15 protein-coding genes are annotated in these 16378 nt (G+C 36.1%); all 15 read left to right on the forward strand.

Features of this window, described 5'->3' with window-relative positions; translation table 11 throughout:
* The first annotated feature begins 20 nt into the window (after nucleotides 1-20).
* The 15 genes from ribF (at nucleotide 21) to yfmF (ending at nucleotide 16375) form a co-directional block, all read left to right on the forward strand.
* Nucleotides 21-959 (forward strand): riboflavin biosynthesis protein RibF, encoded by a 939-nt coding sequence (gene ribF / locus F9U64_RS03925; protein WP_153401712.1) that lies wholly within the window; start codon nucleotides 21-23, stop codon nucleotides 957-959.
* Nucleotides 960-1085: 126 nt separating this feature from the next.
* On the forward strand, nucleotides 1086-1355 hold the full coding sequence (rpsO, locus tag F9U64_RS03930; RefSeq protein ID WP_153401713.1) for a 30S ribosomal protein S15: 270 nt from the start codon (nucleotides 1086-1088) through the stop codon (nucleotides 1353-1355).
* Nucleotides 1356-1549: 194 nt separating this feature from the next.
* Entirely contained in the window at nucleotides 1550-3655 is a 2106-nt protein-coding gene (gene pnp, locus F9U64_RS03935; RefSeq protein ID WP_153401714.1) for a polyribonucleotide nucleotidyltransferase, read from the forward strand.
* A 193-nt stretch (nucleotides 3656-3848) separates the two neighbouring features.
* Nucleotides 3849-5060 (forward strand): M16 family metallopeptidase, encoded by a 1212-nt coding sequence (locus F9U64_RS03940; protein WP_153401715.1) that lies wholly within the window; start codon nucleotides 3849-3851, stop codon nucleotides 5058-5060.
* Nucleotides 5061-5084: 24 nt separating this feature from the next.
* Nucleotides 5085-5321, forward strand: coding sequence for a YlmC/YmxH family sporulation protein (locus F9U64_RS03945; protein WP_194287288.1), 237 nt, complete (start codon nucleotides 5085-5087; stop codon nucleotides 5319-5321).
* A 137-nt stretch (nucleotides 5322-5458) separates the two neighbouring features.
* On the forward strand, nucleotides 5459-6337 hold the full coding sequence (gene dpaA, locus F9U64_RS03950; RefSeq protein WP_153401717.1) for a dipicolinic acid synthetase subunit A: 879 nt from the start codon (nucleotides 5459-5461) through the stop codon (nucleotides 6335-6337).
* A gap of 110 nt (nucleotides 6338-6447) precedes the next feature.
* Nucleotides 6448-7038 carry a dipicolinate synthase subunit B gene (locus tag F9U64_RS03955; protein WP_153401718.1) on the forward strand — a complete coding sequence of 197 codons (591 nt, stop codon included), beginning with the start codon at nucleotides 6448-6450 and terminating at the stop codon, nucleotides 7036-7038.
* A gap of 98 nt (nucleotides 7039-7136) precedes the next feature.
* Nucleotides 7137-8186, forward strand: a complete 1050-nt coding sequence (gene asd, locus F9U64_RS03960) for an aspartate-semialdehyde dehydrogenase (protein WP_153401719.1) — start codon at nucleotides 7137-7139, stop codon at nucleotides 8184-8186.
* Nucleotides 8187-8199: 13 nt separating this feature from the next.
* Nucleotides 8200-9417 carry an aspartate kinase gene (gene dapG / locus F9U64_RS03965; RefSeq protein ID WP_153401720.1) on the forward strand — a complete coding sequence of 406 codons (1218 nt, stop codon included), beginning with the start codon at nucleotides 8200-8202 and terminating at the stop codon, nucleotides 9415-9417.
* 57 nt (nucleotides 9418-9474) lie between these two features.
* Nucleotides 9475-10353 (forward strand): 4-hydroxy-tetrahydrodipicolinate synthase, encoded by an 879-nt coding sequence (gene dapA, locus F9U64_RS03970; protein WP_153401721.1) that lies wholly within the window; start codon nucleotides 9475-9477, stop codon nucleotides 10351-10353.
* Nucleotides 10354-10414: 61 nt separating this feature from the next.
* Complete coding sequence (locus tag F9U64_RS03975) at nucleotides 10415-11134, forward strand: ClpP family protease (RefSeq protein WP_153401722.1); 720 nt, start codon at nucleotides 10415-10417, stop codon at nucleotides 11132-11134.
* Entirely contained in the window at nucleotides 11134-11340 is a 207-nt protein-coding gene (locus F9U64_RS03980) for a YlzJ-like family protein (RefSeq protein ID WP_153401723.1), read from the forward strand. The genes F9U64_RS03975 and F9U64_RS03980 overlap by 1 nt, the downstream gene beginning before the upstream one ends.
* A gap of 343 nt (nucleotides 11341-11683) precedes the next feature.
* On the forward strand, nucleotides 11684-13990 hold the full coding sequence (locus F9U64_RS03985; RefSeq protein WP_153401724.1) for a DNA translocase FtsK: 2307 nt from the start codon (nucleotides 11684-11686) through the stop codon (nucleotides 13988-13990).
* 119 nt (nucleotides 13991-14109) lie between these two features.
* Nucleotides 14110-14832 carry a GntR family transcriptional regulator gene (locus F9U64_RS03990; protein ID WP_153401725.1) on the forward strand — a complete coding sequence of 241 codons (723 nt, stop codon included), beginning with the start codon at nucleotides 14110-14112 and terminating at the stop codon, nucleotides 14830-14832.
* A gap of 283 nt (nucleotides 14833-15115) precedes the next feature.
* Nucleotides 15116-16375: an EF-P 5-aminopentanol modification-associated protein YfmF gene (gene yfmF, locus F9U64_RS03995; protein ID WP_323125817.1), complete on the forward strand. Its 1260-nt coding sequence runs from the start codon at nucleotides 15116-15118 to the stop codon at nucleotides 16373-16375.
* Nucleotides 16376-16378: the final 3 nt, after the last annotated feature.

Here is a 16378-nt window from a genome sequence, read left to right on the forward strand (position 1 = left end):
AGAAAAGTAGGTGAAATCAAATGGAAATAATCCCATTATCATTTCCTCATGAATTAACTAAAGAGAATTTACCATCAACAGTGGCTGCAATTGGTTTTTTTGATGGTATCCATAAAGGACACCAAAAAGTTATCAATCAAGCGTTAAATATAGCCCAAAACAGCCATAAAGAGACAGCAGTTATAACATTTGATCCACATCCATCTGTTGTTTTAAAAGGAAAGGAGGATGTCCAATACTTAACACCCTTAGAAGAAAAAACAGCACTGATAGAATCTTTGGGCGTAGATCGCTTGTATATTATAAGATTTGATCGCAAATTATCACAACTTGCACCAGAAGACTTTTTAACTCATTTTATTACAGGCTTAAATGTTGACCATCTGGTTGCAGGTTTTGATTATACATTTGGCTTTAAAGGTGCTGGGAATATGAGTAACATTCAGGAATTACTGTCTGCTCCTCTTGAAATTACGGTGATTGATAAATTGAATTATAATGATCAAAAAATCAGTTCTTCAAGAATTCGGGAGGCTCTGCATGAAGGAAATGTAGAGGAAGCGGAAACTTTACTTGGCAGACCATTACAGTTAACTGGTGAAGTCATTCATGGTGATAAAAGAGGACGAACAATTGGCTTTCCTACAGCAAATCTGATGTTAGATAAACCATATTTCCTGCCTAAAATAGGCGTCTATGCAGTAGAAACAGTTATTGATGATAATACTTATTTTGGTATGGCTAATTTGGGTTATAAGCCAACATTCTCTGAGCAAAGAATGGATCCGAAGATTGAGGTTCATATTTTTGACTTTGATGAAAATTTATATGGTCAGAATATAAAGATTATATGGAAAAAATTTATAAGAGAAGAAGTTAAGTTTGCAGGAATTGATCAACTTATTCATCAGTTAAAGCAAGATGAACAAAATATTCGTCAATATTTTCATGAAAAATGATAAAATACTTGCAATCTTAGCGAAAAAGTTGTAATCTATAATACGGAACCTTCCACTTGGCAATTCGAGTCTCCGACGATTGCTAGGGGAATGGGGTTTCTATTATATTTACAGGAGGTGAATAGGATGGCTATCACACAAGAACGTAAAAACGAACTTATCAATGAATATAAGACACATGAGAGTGACACTGGATCACCAGAGGTTCAAATTGCTGTCCTTACTGAGGAAATCAATAATTTGAATAATCACTTGCGTATTCATAAGAAAGATCACCACTCACGTCGTGGTCTATTGAAAATGGTAGGGAAACGCCGTAACTTGTTAAACTACCTACGTAACAAAGATGTTTCACGTTATCGTGATTTAATCAAAAAATTAGGCTTACGTCGATAAGCCACTTGAAAAGCGGGAGTCATCCCGCTTTTTCTGTATGTAAAAAATAAATGATAAAAAGACTAAATGTTGTTAATACTATGACATATACCAATGAATTGATAGAATTAGTTACATATGCAAGAACAACATGGTAAAATAGGAAATAGTTTATGAAAGCCTCAGTTGCTTTTTTGAGAGGAGTAAGATTTGAAATGGCAGATGAAAAAAAAGTATTTTCAACGGAAATAGCAGGACAAACTTTCCGTGTGGAAATAGGTGAATTGGCAAAACAGGCAAATGGTGCTTGTATGGTTCATTATGGTGATACTGCTGTGTTAGCAACAGCAACTGCTTCAAAAGAACCAAAAGACTTACCTTTCTTCCCGCTAACAGTAAACTACGAAGAGCGTTTATATGCGGTTGGAAAGATTCCAGGTGGATTTATTAAGAGAGAAGGAAGACCTAGTGAAAAAGCTATTTTGACTTCCCGATTAATTGATCGTCCGATCCGACCATTGTTTCCGGATGGTTTTAGAAATGAAGTACAAGTTATCAGTACGGTTATGAGTGTTGATCAAAATTTACCTTCAGAAATTGCTGCAATGATAGGTTCCTCTATTGCTCTTAGTGTTTCTGATATCCCATTCAGTGGACCAATTGCTGGTGTGGTTATTGGACGAGTTGATGGTAAGTTTATCATTAACCCTACGTTAGAAGAACGGGAAAAAAGTGATATTGACTTAACAGTTGCTGGTACAAAAGATGCCATTAATATGGTGGAAGCAGGGGCAAATGAAGTACCTGAAGAAGTAATGCTTGAAGCAATTATGTTTGGTCATGAAGAGATTAAACGATTAGTTGCATTCCAGGAAGAAATTATTGAAGCATTACATGTTGAAAAAATGGAAGTGAAATTGTTTGAACTTGATCAGGCAATTGTGTCAGAAGTAGAAGGAAAAGCAAAACGATCACTTGTGGAAGCAATCCAGGTTCAGGAAAAGCATGCACGAGAAGCTGCGATAAATGCTGTTAAAGAGCAAGTTATGGCAAGTTATGAAGAAAATGAAGCAGAAGCAGATGTATTAAAACAAGCAGCCAACGTATTGGACAAGATTGTCAAAGAAGAAGTGCGCCGTCTAATTACGAAAGAAAAAGTACGTCCAGATGGAAGAAAAATTGACGAAATTCGTCCACTTTCTTCAAGAATCGGTGTATTGCCAAGAACACATGGTTCTGGTTTATTCACACGGGGTCAGACACAGGCTTTAAGTGTTTGTACATTAGGTGCATTAGGTGATGTGCAAATTCTTGATGGATTAGATGCAGAAGAATCGAAACGATTTATGCATCATTACAATTTCCCATCATTCAGTGTTGGAGAAACAGGACCAATCCGTGGACCAGGTCGTCGTGAGATTGGACATGGTGCCTTAGGTGAACGTGCATTAGAAGTAGTTATTCCGGAAGAAAAAGAATTTCCATATACGATCCGTCTTGTTTCCGAAGTCCTTGAATCGAATGGTTCAACATCACAAGCAAGTATTTGTGCAAGTACATTAGCAATGATGGATGCAGGTGTTCCAATTAAAGCACCAGTAGCCGGGATTGCCATGGGTCTGGTTAAATCAGGTGAAGATTATACGATTTTAACAGATATTCAAGGAATGGAAGACTTTTTAGGTGATATGGACTTTAAAGTGGCAGGTACTGAAAATGGTGTAACTGCATTGCAAATGGATATTAAGATTGAAGGATTATCAAGAGAAATTTTGGAGGAAGCATTGATCCAGGCGAAGAAAGGCCGTATGCACATTCTTTCCCATATGTTAGAAACTATTAGAGAACCGAAAAATGAGCTTTCTAACTATGCACCGAAAATTTTAACAATGGATATTAATCCAGATAAAATCCGTGATGTAATCGGACCAAGCGGGAAACAAATTAATAAAATTATCGAAGAAACTGGTGTAAAAATTGATATTGAGCAAGATGGTCATATTTTCATCTCTTCAACTGATAATGAAATGAATCAAAAAGCGAAGAAGATTATAGAGGATATTGTTCGTGAAGTGGAAGTCGGACAAATGTACCTTGGGACAGTAAAACGTATCGAGAAATTTGGTGCATTTGTTGAACTGTTTAAAGGAAAAGAAGGACTTGTTCATATTTCTGAATTAGCAGAGGAGCGAGTAGGAAAAGTAGAAGATGTTGTGGCAATTGGTGATCAAATTATGGTGAAAGTAAAAGAAATTGATCGACAAGGCCGTGTGAATTTATCAAGAAAAGCAGTCTTAGCAGAACAAAAAGAGAAGGAATAAACCAAAAAGAAGCTGGAAAAACCAGTTTCTTTTTTTACAGGTAAGAATAGTATAAAATTTCTGCAAGGAAGTATATTCATCGACGCAGTAGAAATTTTGGAGTACAAAGTTTAAGAAAACCCAGCAAAGAAAGTAATAATTTTCTTCACTATACCAGTGAATCGATAGAAGACATGAAGTAGGAGGAAGTTAGTTGATACAAAGAAAAACATTAGGGAATGGTTTAAGGATTGTAATGGAACCAATCACAACGGTAAGATCTGTAACGATTGGTATATGGATAAAAACAGGATCCAGAGATGAAAATAATCAAATAAATGGTATATCTCATTTTATTGAACATATGTTGTTTAAAGGAACCAGTAAGTATAGCCCAAAACAAATAGCGGAAGCCTTTGATTCCATCGGTGGTGAAATCAATGCATTTACATCAAAAGAGTATACTTGTCTATATGCAAAGGTACTGGACAATCATGTGAATTTTGCTTTGGATATATTAACTGATATGCTTCTAAACTCAACTTTCGATCAAAGTGAATTAGAGCGTGAGAAGAAAGTGATTATTGAGGAAATCAATATGACGGAGGATACTCCTGATGATATTATCCATGACTATTTGGCAGAAGTTGCATACAAATCTCATCCTTTAGCATATCCTATACTTGGCAGTAAAGAAAATATACAACTATTATCGCGTGATGATTTACTTCATTATTATCAGAAAAACTATACAGCAGAGAATATAGTTGTATCGATTGCGGGAAATATAGCAGACTCGTTTATGGATCACTTAACCGAACGATTCCAAGATATCCGCAAAGGCAATAAGAAAGGCAGCTTACAGAAACCAAAATTTTACTCAGGCAGCTTAAAAAAATCAAAAGAGACGGAGCAAGGCCACTTATGTCTTGGATTTGAAGGTGTCGGCATAACTGACAAAGATATTTATCCATATATGATTGTTAATAATATTCTTGGCGGAAGTATGAGTTCCCGATTATTCCAGGAGATACGCGAGAACCGAGGGATGGCTTACTCCATTTTCTCCCATCATAGTTCCTTTAAAGATACAGGAATGTTGACAATCTATGCAGGTACATCTCCAAATCAATTAGAAGAAGTTCAGCATTTAATCAATCAAAGTTTAGATGATATGAAAAAGAACGGGATTACCAAGAAAGAATTTCATAATAGCAAGGAACAAATGAAAGGATTGTACTTATTAAGTTTAGAGAGTACAAATAGTAAAATGAGTCGAAATGCCAGAAATGAACTGATTCTGGAGAGACATCCGACTATTGATGAGATTGTTAAAGAAATCGATCAAATTACAATAAACCAGGCAGGCAATGTTATTGAACAATTGTCACTAGATCAAGTCGCAAGTACAGTTATTACATCTTAAAATAAAAGAATTGAGGTGAATATGTTGCGGTTTCATGATCTAAGCAATAAAGAGTTAATTGATTTATCTACAGGGACTCGTCTTGGCGTTCTTGGTCAGACAGATCTTGAAATTAATGAAAAGACAGGCCAGATCATCAGCTTTACTATTCCGCAATACCGCATGTTCGGCTTGAAAAAAACAGAAACGTACTCGAGAATTGAATGGAAACAAATAAAAAAAATCGGTGATGATATGATAATTGTGGAAACAAATAAATAATAATACAGCCGCACCTAATGCCTTCATTAGGTGTTTTCCTTATTGTTCAGCATAAACTATTGAATCAATCACTTTACTAAACAGTGAACATATGATGGTTAAGATCATAATTTAATGGTGACTTGTGAGGTGAAAGAATGCAAAAACATAAGAAAATCGCTATTATTGGTGGAGATGCACGTTATTTACGATTAATTCATTCTTTGCAGCGAATCAACTGGCTTGATGTTGTATTAATTGGTTTTGATAAAGTGGAACAAAGCTATACTGGAGTAAAACAATCATCCCTTGAAGAATTAATACCAGAAGAGTTAGATGCCATAATTTTACCAATTACTGGTATCCATGATGACGGTAAAGTGGAAACAGTATTTTCTAATAAAGAATGGAAAATAACAGAAGACTGGTTTAAGAGATTACCGGGACATTGTGTTATCTTTACAGGGATAACTAGCAGCACATTGGAAAAATGGGTTACACAATATGATTATATACTAGAAGAATTAATGGAAAGAGATGACATAGCAATATATAATTCTATCCCAACTGCAGAAGGTGCGATAATGTTAGCAATTCAGCATACTGACATTACGATCCATCAGGCAAATATTTTTATCTACGGTTTTGGAAGGGTTGGACAGACAACGGCAAATAAGTTCGCAGGGCTTGGAGCAAACATAACCATTGTATCGAAGAGTGAAGTGGATCTTTCCCGGGCATTTGAACAAGGCTATCGTGGCATTCTTTTAAAAGACAGTTCAAAATATATCGATCAATGCGAGATCCTTATCAATACAATTCCTGCCATAGTAATAACAGAGTCTGTCTTAAATAATATGGAGAGCAATAAACTTATTATCGATTTAGCATCTAAACCAGGAGGAATAGATTTCGATTTTGCGAAAGAACGTGGTATACAAACCATTCATGCTCTTGGCTTGCCTGGATTAGTTGCACCTAAGACGGCTGGAGAAATCCTTGGAAATATTATTGTTAACAGATTGCAAGAAGATTAGTTTGACCGTATCGCCATTTAATCCTTCCACAGTGTGTCACAATATCATAAACAACACATATAATGGGCATTAGCACAGAACAAATGATTGACATACTGGGAGGTTTTAAGATGGATTTAGAAGGTAAGAAAATAGGTTTTGGTTTAACTGGATCCCACTGTACGTATGCCGCTGTTTTTCCTCAAATTGAACGATTAATTGAAATGGGTGCAGAAATTGTTCCTGTTGTTTCCTATACTTTTCAATCAACGGATTCAAAATTCGGCACTGCAAGTGATCATATGGACAAATTAAGAGAGATTACCGGTAGAGAACCGATTACAACAATTGTAGATGCAGAGCCGCTCGGCCCGATCGAACCATTAGATTGTATGGTATTAGCACCACTTACCGGGAATTCCATGAGCAGACTGGCGAACGCTATTACTGATTCTCCTGTTCTGATGGCCGCCAAAGCGACGATAAGAAATGGAAATCCTGTGGTTATAGCAGTCTCCACAAATGACGCACTAGGATTAAATGGTGTCAATTTAATGCGTCTTATGGCAACGAAATTAATGTATTTCGTTCCATATGGTCAAGATGATCCTGTCAAGAAACCAAATTCATTAGTAGCAGATATGACATATATTCCAGATACAATTAAATTAGCAATAGAAAATAAACAAATTCAACCAGTTCTTATTGCAAGAAACTCATAAATATGATGAAATAATTAAAGTATGCAATAATCTATGTTAATATAGAAGAGATAATCAAATAAAAAATGTATGGAATAAGGGAAGGGGACAAAATAATAATGACAACACAAGGATATAATGTAGCAGTAGTAGGTGCTACTGGAGCTGTAGGAGAAAAAATGCTAGAGACTTTAGAAAAAAAGAACTTTCCGATAAATGAATTGCATTTACTGTCATCGAAGCGTTCTGCGGGGAAGGAAATTACATTCAAAGGAACGGCATATACAGTTAAGGAAGCGACTCCAGAAAGTTTTGAGAATATTCAAATTGCCTTGTTTTCTGCTGGTGGTTCTGTTTCCAAAGCACTTGCTCATGAAGCAGTCAAAAGAGGGGCAGTTGTAGTTGATAACACAAGTGCTTTTCGAATGGACCCTGAAGTGCCATTAGTTGTACCTGAAGTAAATGAGGAAGATATCGCAAAACATAATGGAATCATTGCTAATCCAAACTGTTCAACTATTCAAATGGTTGCAGCACTTAAACCAATTCAAGAACAATTCGGATTATCTCGTGTGATTGTTTCCACCTATCAAGCAGTTTCAGGAGCGGGAACCAAAGCTGTTAATGAACTACAAGAACAATCCAAAGCATTTTTAGATGGTGAAGAACTTGAACCTGAAATTTTGCCAGTTAGCGGTGAGAAAAAACATTATCCAATTGCGTTTAATGCATTACCGCAAATTGATGTATTCCAGGAGAATGGTTATACATTTGAAGAAATGAAAATGATTAATGAAACGAAGAAAATTATGCATGATTCCTCTATTAAGGTAGCAGCAACATGTGTAAGATTACCTTTCTTTACATCACATGCAGAGAGTGTTTATGTTGAAGTAAACAATGACAATGTTACAGTGGAGCAAATTCAAGAAGCGATCAAAAATGCTGCTGGTGTAGTTTTAGAAGATGATACTGAGAATCAAGTATATCCTACCCCACTTTCAGCAGCAGGCAAGCCAGATGTGTTCGTAGGACGTGTACGCAAGGATTTAGATAACAGCAAAGGATTCCACTTATGGGTTGTTTCAGACAACTTATTAAAAGGAGCTGCATGGAATTCTGTTCAAATTGCTGAATCTTTAATTAAAAACAACTGGCTACAAAAATAATTGAGGTGAGCCTATGAAGGTATTGGTTCAAAAATTTGGTGGAACTTCTGTAAGAGATGAAAAAATACGGCAAAAGGCAATAGAGCATGTGAAAAATGCTTTAAATGAAGGATTTAAAGTGATTGTTGTTGTTTCTGCAATGGGGCGATACCCTGAACCTTATGCAACAGATTCGCTATTACAGCTTGTCGGAGAGAATACAACAATGCTGTCAGCAAAGGAGAAAGATTTATTAATATCCTGTGGAGAGACAATTTCTGCAGTAGTATTTTCTAATGAACTCTTGCACCAAAATATTGAATCAATTGCCATTACCGGCGCTCAAGCGGGAATTATAACAACAAGTGAATTTACCAATGCTCAAATTAAGACAATGGATACAGAACTTGTTTCTTCTTTATTATATGAATATCAAGTAGTGGTAGTTGCAGGCTTTCAGGGAAGAAATGATCATTATGAAGTAACAACCATTGGCAGAGGCGGCAGCGATACCTCTGCCACTGCTTTGGCTGCCGCAACAGGGGCAGAATATGTCGATATTTTTACAGATGTAAATGGAATAATGACAGCAGATCCAAGAATGGTATCAACAGCAAGAAAACTTGAACAGATTAGCTATACCGAAGTGTGTAATCTTGCATACCAGGGAGCGAAAGTCATCCATCCACGAGCAGTGGAAATTGCTATGAAAGCAAATATACCAATAAGAGTTCGTTCCACACATGAACAGGACCCAGGAACATTGATTACTTCTCTTGATGGGGATAAACAATCGAACACAGTAATAGACCGTCTCGTCACAGGGATTGCTTATGTTGATCATTTAACTCAAATAAAAATAGATAATAAAATGGAATCAGAACTAATCCAAGTGGATGTTTTTAAAGCAATGGCAGAAGCCGGAATCTCAGTTGATTTTATTAACATATCACCAGGCGGTATGATGTATACCATTTTAGATAAGTATGAAGAAAAAGCACTTCAAGTATTAAACAATCTGAACATTACACCAATTTTAAATCAAAATTGTGCTAAGATATCTTTAGTTGGTGCGGGAATGTCAGGAATTCCAGGGGCTACATCTAAGATTGTTCAAACATTGTCGAGTCATAATATTCCTATTTATCAATCAGCGGACAGTCACCGGACCATCTGGGTATTAATAAAGAGTGAACACTTGCAAACAGCAGTCAACGCATTACACTTAGCATTTCAATTAGAGAATAGTTAATAGAATTGGGATAAACAATGATCATCATAAGTTGTTCGGAAAGGAGCTGATTGTAACATGGATTTTGGCCGTTTGCTTACTGCCATGGTTACACCATTTGACCAAAATAATCAAGTGGATTTAGAAAAAACAACAGAGTTAATTGAATATTTACTTAGAAACGGTACAGAAGGGCTCGTAGTAGCGGGAACAACCGGGGAATCACCAACATTATCATTAAATGAGAAATTAACCCTATTTGAACATGTAATTAAAATTGTGAATAAGAGGGTTCCCATTATAGCAGGTACTGGCAGTAATAATACAAGTGCATCAATCGAGCTGACCAAAGAAGCTGAAAAGCTCGGGGCAGATGCAGTTTTGCTCGTTACTCCATATTATAATAAACCGAACCAGGATGGCCTCTTTCACCATTATAAAGCAATTGCAGATGAAACAAGTTTACCTGTGATGCTTTATAACATACCGTCTCGCGCGGTTGTGAAATTAAATGTGGAAACAGTTGTTGCATTGTCACAAATAGAAAATATTGTTTCATTAAAGGACTCTACTGGCGATTTAGATGCGATTGCCAGCATTATTGATCAAACAGATAATAGCTTTACTGTTTACAGCGGTGATGACAGTATGACATTACCAATACAGTCAATTGGCGGATCTGGAGTTGTATCAGTCTCTTCCCACGTAATCGGGAAAGAAATGAAAGAAATGATGAGTCTTTTTGAAGAAGGTAAAGTGAAAGAAGCTGCACAGCTTCATCGCCAATTGTTACCAATTATGAGAACATTGTTCATGGCTCCTTCTCCATCACCTGTGAAAGCAGCACTTAAGTACAAACATATAGATACCGGCAATGTAAGATTACCATTAGTTCCATTATCTCCATTCGAAGAGCAGAATTTATATCGTGTGTTAGAGAATTTTAACCAGGATTGATGTGTATGAAACAATTCCCCTTGACCATACTAGAAATAGTGAGGTGAAAGGGGTTTTTATTATGAATTCAAATAAACAAGAAACAAAAGAAAAAGATACAACATCCTCTTCTTTAGTGGAAAAAATTCAGCAATTAGGTCAGGCGAATGTCCCTCAGGCACCAGATTCTAATATTCATGTGCTGTCTATCATTGGACAAGTAGAAGGTCATATTCAACTGCCTCCCCAAAATAAAACAACAAAATATGAACATCTGATTCCACAAATTATTGCTGTCGAGCAGAACCCTAAGATAGAAGGGTTGGTCGTTGTCCTTAATACTGTTGGTGGTGATGTGGAAGCAGGTCTGGCCCTTGCTGAAATGATAGCATCGCTGTCAAAGCCGACAGTGTCGATTGTATTAGGGGGAGGACATTCCATTGGAGTTCCAATTGCTGTGGCAACAGATTATTCATTTATTGCACCATCTGCAACAATGACTATCCATCCTGTCAGATTAACTGGCTTGGTTATTGGTGTGCCTCAAACATTTGAATATATTGACAAAATGCAGGAACGAGTCATTCATTTTGTGACAAGCCATTCGAATATTAAAGAAGAAAAATTTAAAGAACTTATGTTTGAAAAAGGCAACCTGACAAGAGATATTGGAACAAATGTAGTTGGCCAGGATGCAGTACAATATGGACTGATTAATGAAGTTGGCGGTATTAGCGGAGCAATGGCTAAATTAAACGAGTTTATTGATCAGACGAAAACATCTGAGGAGCTGATTCAATAATGTTTTATACTCCATTATCGAATCATGATATCTTACCGGAAAGTCAAGAAGCTTGGGAGAATTATCAACATGTTACCTATAATAATAAGCAAGGCATTGTGGAGAAAACCGAAAATGGTGATTGGCGAATTGCGCAACTGCTTTCAACAAACCCAAATGATTTTCTTATAGATGATTATTTACCTGGCACCATTATAAAAATGTAACAACACTATTTCTTAGAAATAGAATGTTCGTTCTCCGTTCGCTTTATCACAGCGCTAAAGACGCGAAGCATCCTGGTAAGTTCGCTAATGATCAGTGGGAGACAGAAAAACCCCCACTGATCAAAGTCTCACTTTATGTGGTATAATAAATTTAGTCTAGAAGTTCTGCCAATTTATTAATAATTGAAAAATTTCAGCTCTCGCCATAAATTTATGGCGATGAGCGAATTTTTTATTGGACATAAATATTGAATGCTTATGGAAAACAGCGTAAGATCATAAATCTAAGCATGCAAAAACTACATAAAGACTTTCTATTAATCTTGTTTTAGGAGTGAAGGAATTGGCTCGAAAAAAAAAGTCGAGAAAAAAGCAAAAATTAAAAAATAATATAAAAATCGAATTGATTGGGCTGCTCTTTATTTTCCTGGCGATTTTTGGGAGTGGTGCTACCATCATTCAAAATGGCGCTATATCAAAACTATTAGCAAATTTTTTCCGGTTTTTTCTAGGAAACTGGTATTTTGTTGCTTCTGGTCTGCTGCTTTTTACCGGTGTATATCTTATGATAAAGCGAAAATGGCCGACAATTACAACAAGACGCTGGTATAGTACTTATATTATTTTTGCTGGATTATTATTAATGACCCATATTCAATTGTTTGAGGGGGTATACTCATCGCCTGAAAACTACCCATCTATTACCGGGGCAACCTTTACGAGCTTTTTTGATTTCGCCAGTGGTGAAAAAACTGCTTATTATCTAGGTGGAGGATTAATTGGCAGTTTATTATTTGCCGTTTCGTTCTTTTTATTCTCTAATATCGGGGCCAAAATCGTGGCATTTTTCTTAATCATTATAGGGATTATTTTGTTTGTCAATATATCAATTGGTGATTTATTGATTAAGTTATCAAAAAAGATTCGGGCAGGCGGACTAAACAAATGGGAAGACTGGAAAAAGAATATCCATGCCAAAAAACAAGAGAAACGGGAAAAAGCAAATGTGGAAGAAAATACAGATGCAGAGTTGGAAACATATCCAGCCATTGCTTATGCAAACAGCAGTAACTTAGAAGATCAGCCTCAGGAAGAAACCTCTTACGTGATCGAAGAAGAGCAATCTTCGCATGGAGAAGATGTAAAAAAGGAAAAAGAAGTAGTGGCTGAAGAGGAACCAGCAGTTGAAAAACCTCTTACTATTTCAAACTTTGAAAATGAAGATTACCAATTACCACCGATACAGATATTGGAAGCGCCAAAACATCAGGGTAAACAACAAGAGAAGTCTTATATTCAAAGGGTTGTGCGGAAATTAGAGAAAACTTTTCAAAGTTTTGGTGTAAAAGCAAGGGTGACAAAAGTCCATGTTGGTCCTTCTGTAACGAAATATGAAGTATATCCGGAAGCAGGTGTGAAAGTAAGTAAGATTGTCAACTTGCATGACGACCTAGCTTTAGCATTGGCGGCAAAAGATATCAGGATTGAGGCCCCCATTCCGGGGAAATCAGCTGTAGGTATTGAAGTGCCAAATGAAGAAACAGCAATGGTGACATTACGAGAAGTATTAGAATCAAAGAAGCAATTATCACAAAATAAACTTGCTTTTGCTCTTGGCAAAGATATTTCCGGAGAAGCTGTAGTGGCCGAGCTTAATAAAATGCCCCATCTTCTTGTAGCTGGTGCTACAGGAAGCGGAAAAAGTGTATGCATTAATGGAATCATAACAAGTATATTAATGTATGCTAAACCGCACGAAGTCAAAATGATGATGATTGATCCGAAAAAAGTGGAGTTAAATGTCTACAATGGAATCCCGCATCTTCTTTCACCAGTTGTTACAGATCCGAAGAAAGCGTCCCGCGCATTAAAGAAAATTGTTGCGGAAATGGAAAGAAGATATGATTTATTTTCTGATACTGGTACAAGAAATATGGAAGGTTACAATGAATATATTTCCAGACACAATAAAGAAAATGAGGATCAGCAGCCACTCCTTCCTTATATTGTGGTAATTGTAGACGAATTAGCTGATTTAATGATGGTTGCATCAAATGATGTGGAAGATGCGATTACTAGATTAGCACAAATGGCAAGGGCAGCAGGAATTCATTTAGTTATTGCCACACAAAGACCTTCAGTGGATGTTATAACAGGGGTCATTAAGGCAAATATTCCTTCAAGAATAGCCTTTAGTGTGTCTTCACAAACAGATTCCAGAACAATTTTAGATTCAGGCGGTGCTGAGAAGTTGTTAGGTAGAGGGGATATGCTGTTTATACCTGTTGGTTTGTCGAAACCATTAAGAATTCAGGGAGCATTTTTATCAGATGATGAAGTAGAGCGTGTTGTCGATCATTGTATAGAACAACAAAAAGCGCAATACCAAGAGGAGATGATTCCAGAAGAAGAAAATGAAGTAACAGAGGAAGTGGATGATGAGTTGTATCCTGAAGCTGTGGCACTTGTTTTAGAAATGCAAAGTGCTAGTGTCTCAATGTTGCAAAGAAGATTTCGTGTGGGATATACACGAGCTGCCAGATTAATTGATGCGATGGAGCAAAGAGGAATAGTCGGTCCATATGAAGGTTCCAAACCAAGAACTGTTTTACAAAGTAATACAGAAACTTCTCAACAGTCTGCAGACTAGTTTTAAATATTAAGAATCATGTCGTTTTAACTAGTTTTTTCTTTATTAATCCAATTAAAAATGTTATATTTGTTTGTAATAATAAAATTTAATTGGATTAGAAATGGTTGGGGGAAGCTATGCTGTCTAATACAAATAATGGGTCATCCAGGTTTGTTTTGAATCAAATCAAATCATTAATAGAAGAAGGCTATTACAAAGAAAAAGAAAAATTACCTACAGAATATGAATTGGCTCAAACTTTTGGTGTAACCAAAAAAGAAGTACAAGAAGCAATTACCATTTTAGAAAGAGATAATTTCATTGTTCGCCGGCCAGGTGTTGGAAACTTTGTCAATGCCAAACCAATATTTTCTTCAGGTATTGAACAGCTTGGCAGTGTTACAGAAATGATTAAACAATCAGGTAAAAAACCAGGAGTCCAATACATTTCAGCAGATTTAACAGAACCAACAGATGAAGACAGAAAAAGATTTGCTCCATTGGAAATTGATAAATTTGCCCAAATAGAAAGAATAAGAACTGCTGACGGAGATCCAGTTGTCTATTGCATTGACCGGGTTGATCAACGATTATTGCCTATTGAATTAATTCACTCACAGGAATCAATATTTGCAGCTATTAAATCATATGCAAAGAAAGAAATTGACTATGCTGTTGCCTATATTGAACCAATTGGTTATCATGAAAGAATTTCTCCTTTACTCCATTGCGAACCAGACCAGGCATTATTGCTGCTAAGGCAAATGCATTACACGAAAGACAATGAACCTGTCTTATATTCAGCTAATTTTTTTCGTGCCGATGTTTTTAGCTTTTATGTTTTGAGAAAAAGAATGTAAAGATGGTCCCATTATATAAAACCCCAAAGGTTTGATGTTTAAACTAACCTTTGGGGTTTTTATTTGGCAATTTTTAATTATAAAACTTTCACCCAATAAATAATGAATGGCGTCACCGCACATTTGTATAACGATCTACTGGGCGATAGCTCCTACTCAGCATATGGCACTCTGTCCTTTTCTTTTTTTGTAAGTTGTATTCGTCGCTTGAGCATAATATACATGATAAGATGATACAATAAGATAAGTTATTTTAATAGAACAAGTAAAAAGGAGCATGGTGATGGAAAAGCTTATTCAAAAACAAGGTTATGATTTGCATTTGCTGCATACGAAAAAGTTTAAAACAATCAACTTCTCATTTAAGTTTACGACAAATCTAAGCAGAGAAACAGTAACAAATAGGGCGCTCTTGCCATATGTCTTACAACAAGGGACAACAAACTATCCGACAGCAACTAAGTTACGACAAAAACTGGATGAGCTATATGGTGCTATTTTACATATTGATAGCAGTAAGAAGGGTGAAAAAAATATTACAACAATCCGGTTAGAATTAGCAAACGACCGTTATTTAGCTAACCAGGATTCACTAATTGAAGATGGTCTGGCCTTATTACAAGAGGTTATCTATTCACCAAAAACAGTTGATGGCGGGTTTGATCCGAAAATCTTAGAACGAGAAAAGAAAACACTGAAAAATAAAATAGATGCATTAAAAGAAGATAAAATGAATCTTGCCAATACAAGAATGATTGAAGAAATGTGTGCTGATGAAGCGTATCAATTAAGAGTCCATGGTTATGAAGAAGACATAGCTTCTATTTCAGCCGTTCAGCTGTATGAATATTACCAGCAACTGTTACAAGATGACCATTTAGATATTTTTGTTGTTGGAGATATCGAAAATACACCGTTGGAAAGTCAAATAGATACTATTATTGCTCGAAATGAGCAAACAGCTATAGAAAAAACGAAACATACAACAAAAGAAAAACAAGCAGCAACTTTAATTGAGAAGGATAAAATTCAACAAGCAAAACTTCATTTTGGTTACCGGACTAATATCACTTATGATGATAGTGATTATGCCGCACTTCATGTATTTAATGGATTATTTGGAGGTTTCCCAAGTTCCAAATTATTTATGAATGTAAGAGAGAAGCACAGTTTAGCTTATTATGCTGCCTCGAGGATTGAGAGCCATAAAGGATTATTGTTTGTGTTTAGCGGAATAGCACCAGAACAATATGAGAAAGCAAGGCAAATTATATTAGAGCAAATGGAACAGATGGTAGCAGGGGAATTTACAGATCAACAAGTAACGGAAACAAAAGAGATGACAATCAATCAATTAAAAGAAACCCTTGATAACCCGCAAGGTATGATCGAATTGAATTATCAGCGTATATTAGCTAAATCCGATAAATCACCTGAACAACTGCTAAAAGAAGTGAAACAGGTAGAAAAAGAAGAAATAGTGAAAGTAGCACAAAAAATAAAACTGGACATGATTTATTTACTGACAAGTGAGGAGGTATAGGAA

The sequence above is a fragment of the Gracilibacillus oryzae genome, assembly GCF_009498735.1.
Lineage (GTDB): Bacteria > Bacillota > Bacilli > Bacillales > Amphibacillaceae > Gracilibacillus > Gracilibacillus oryzae.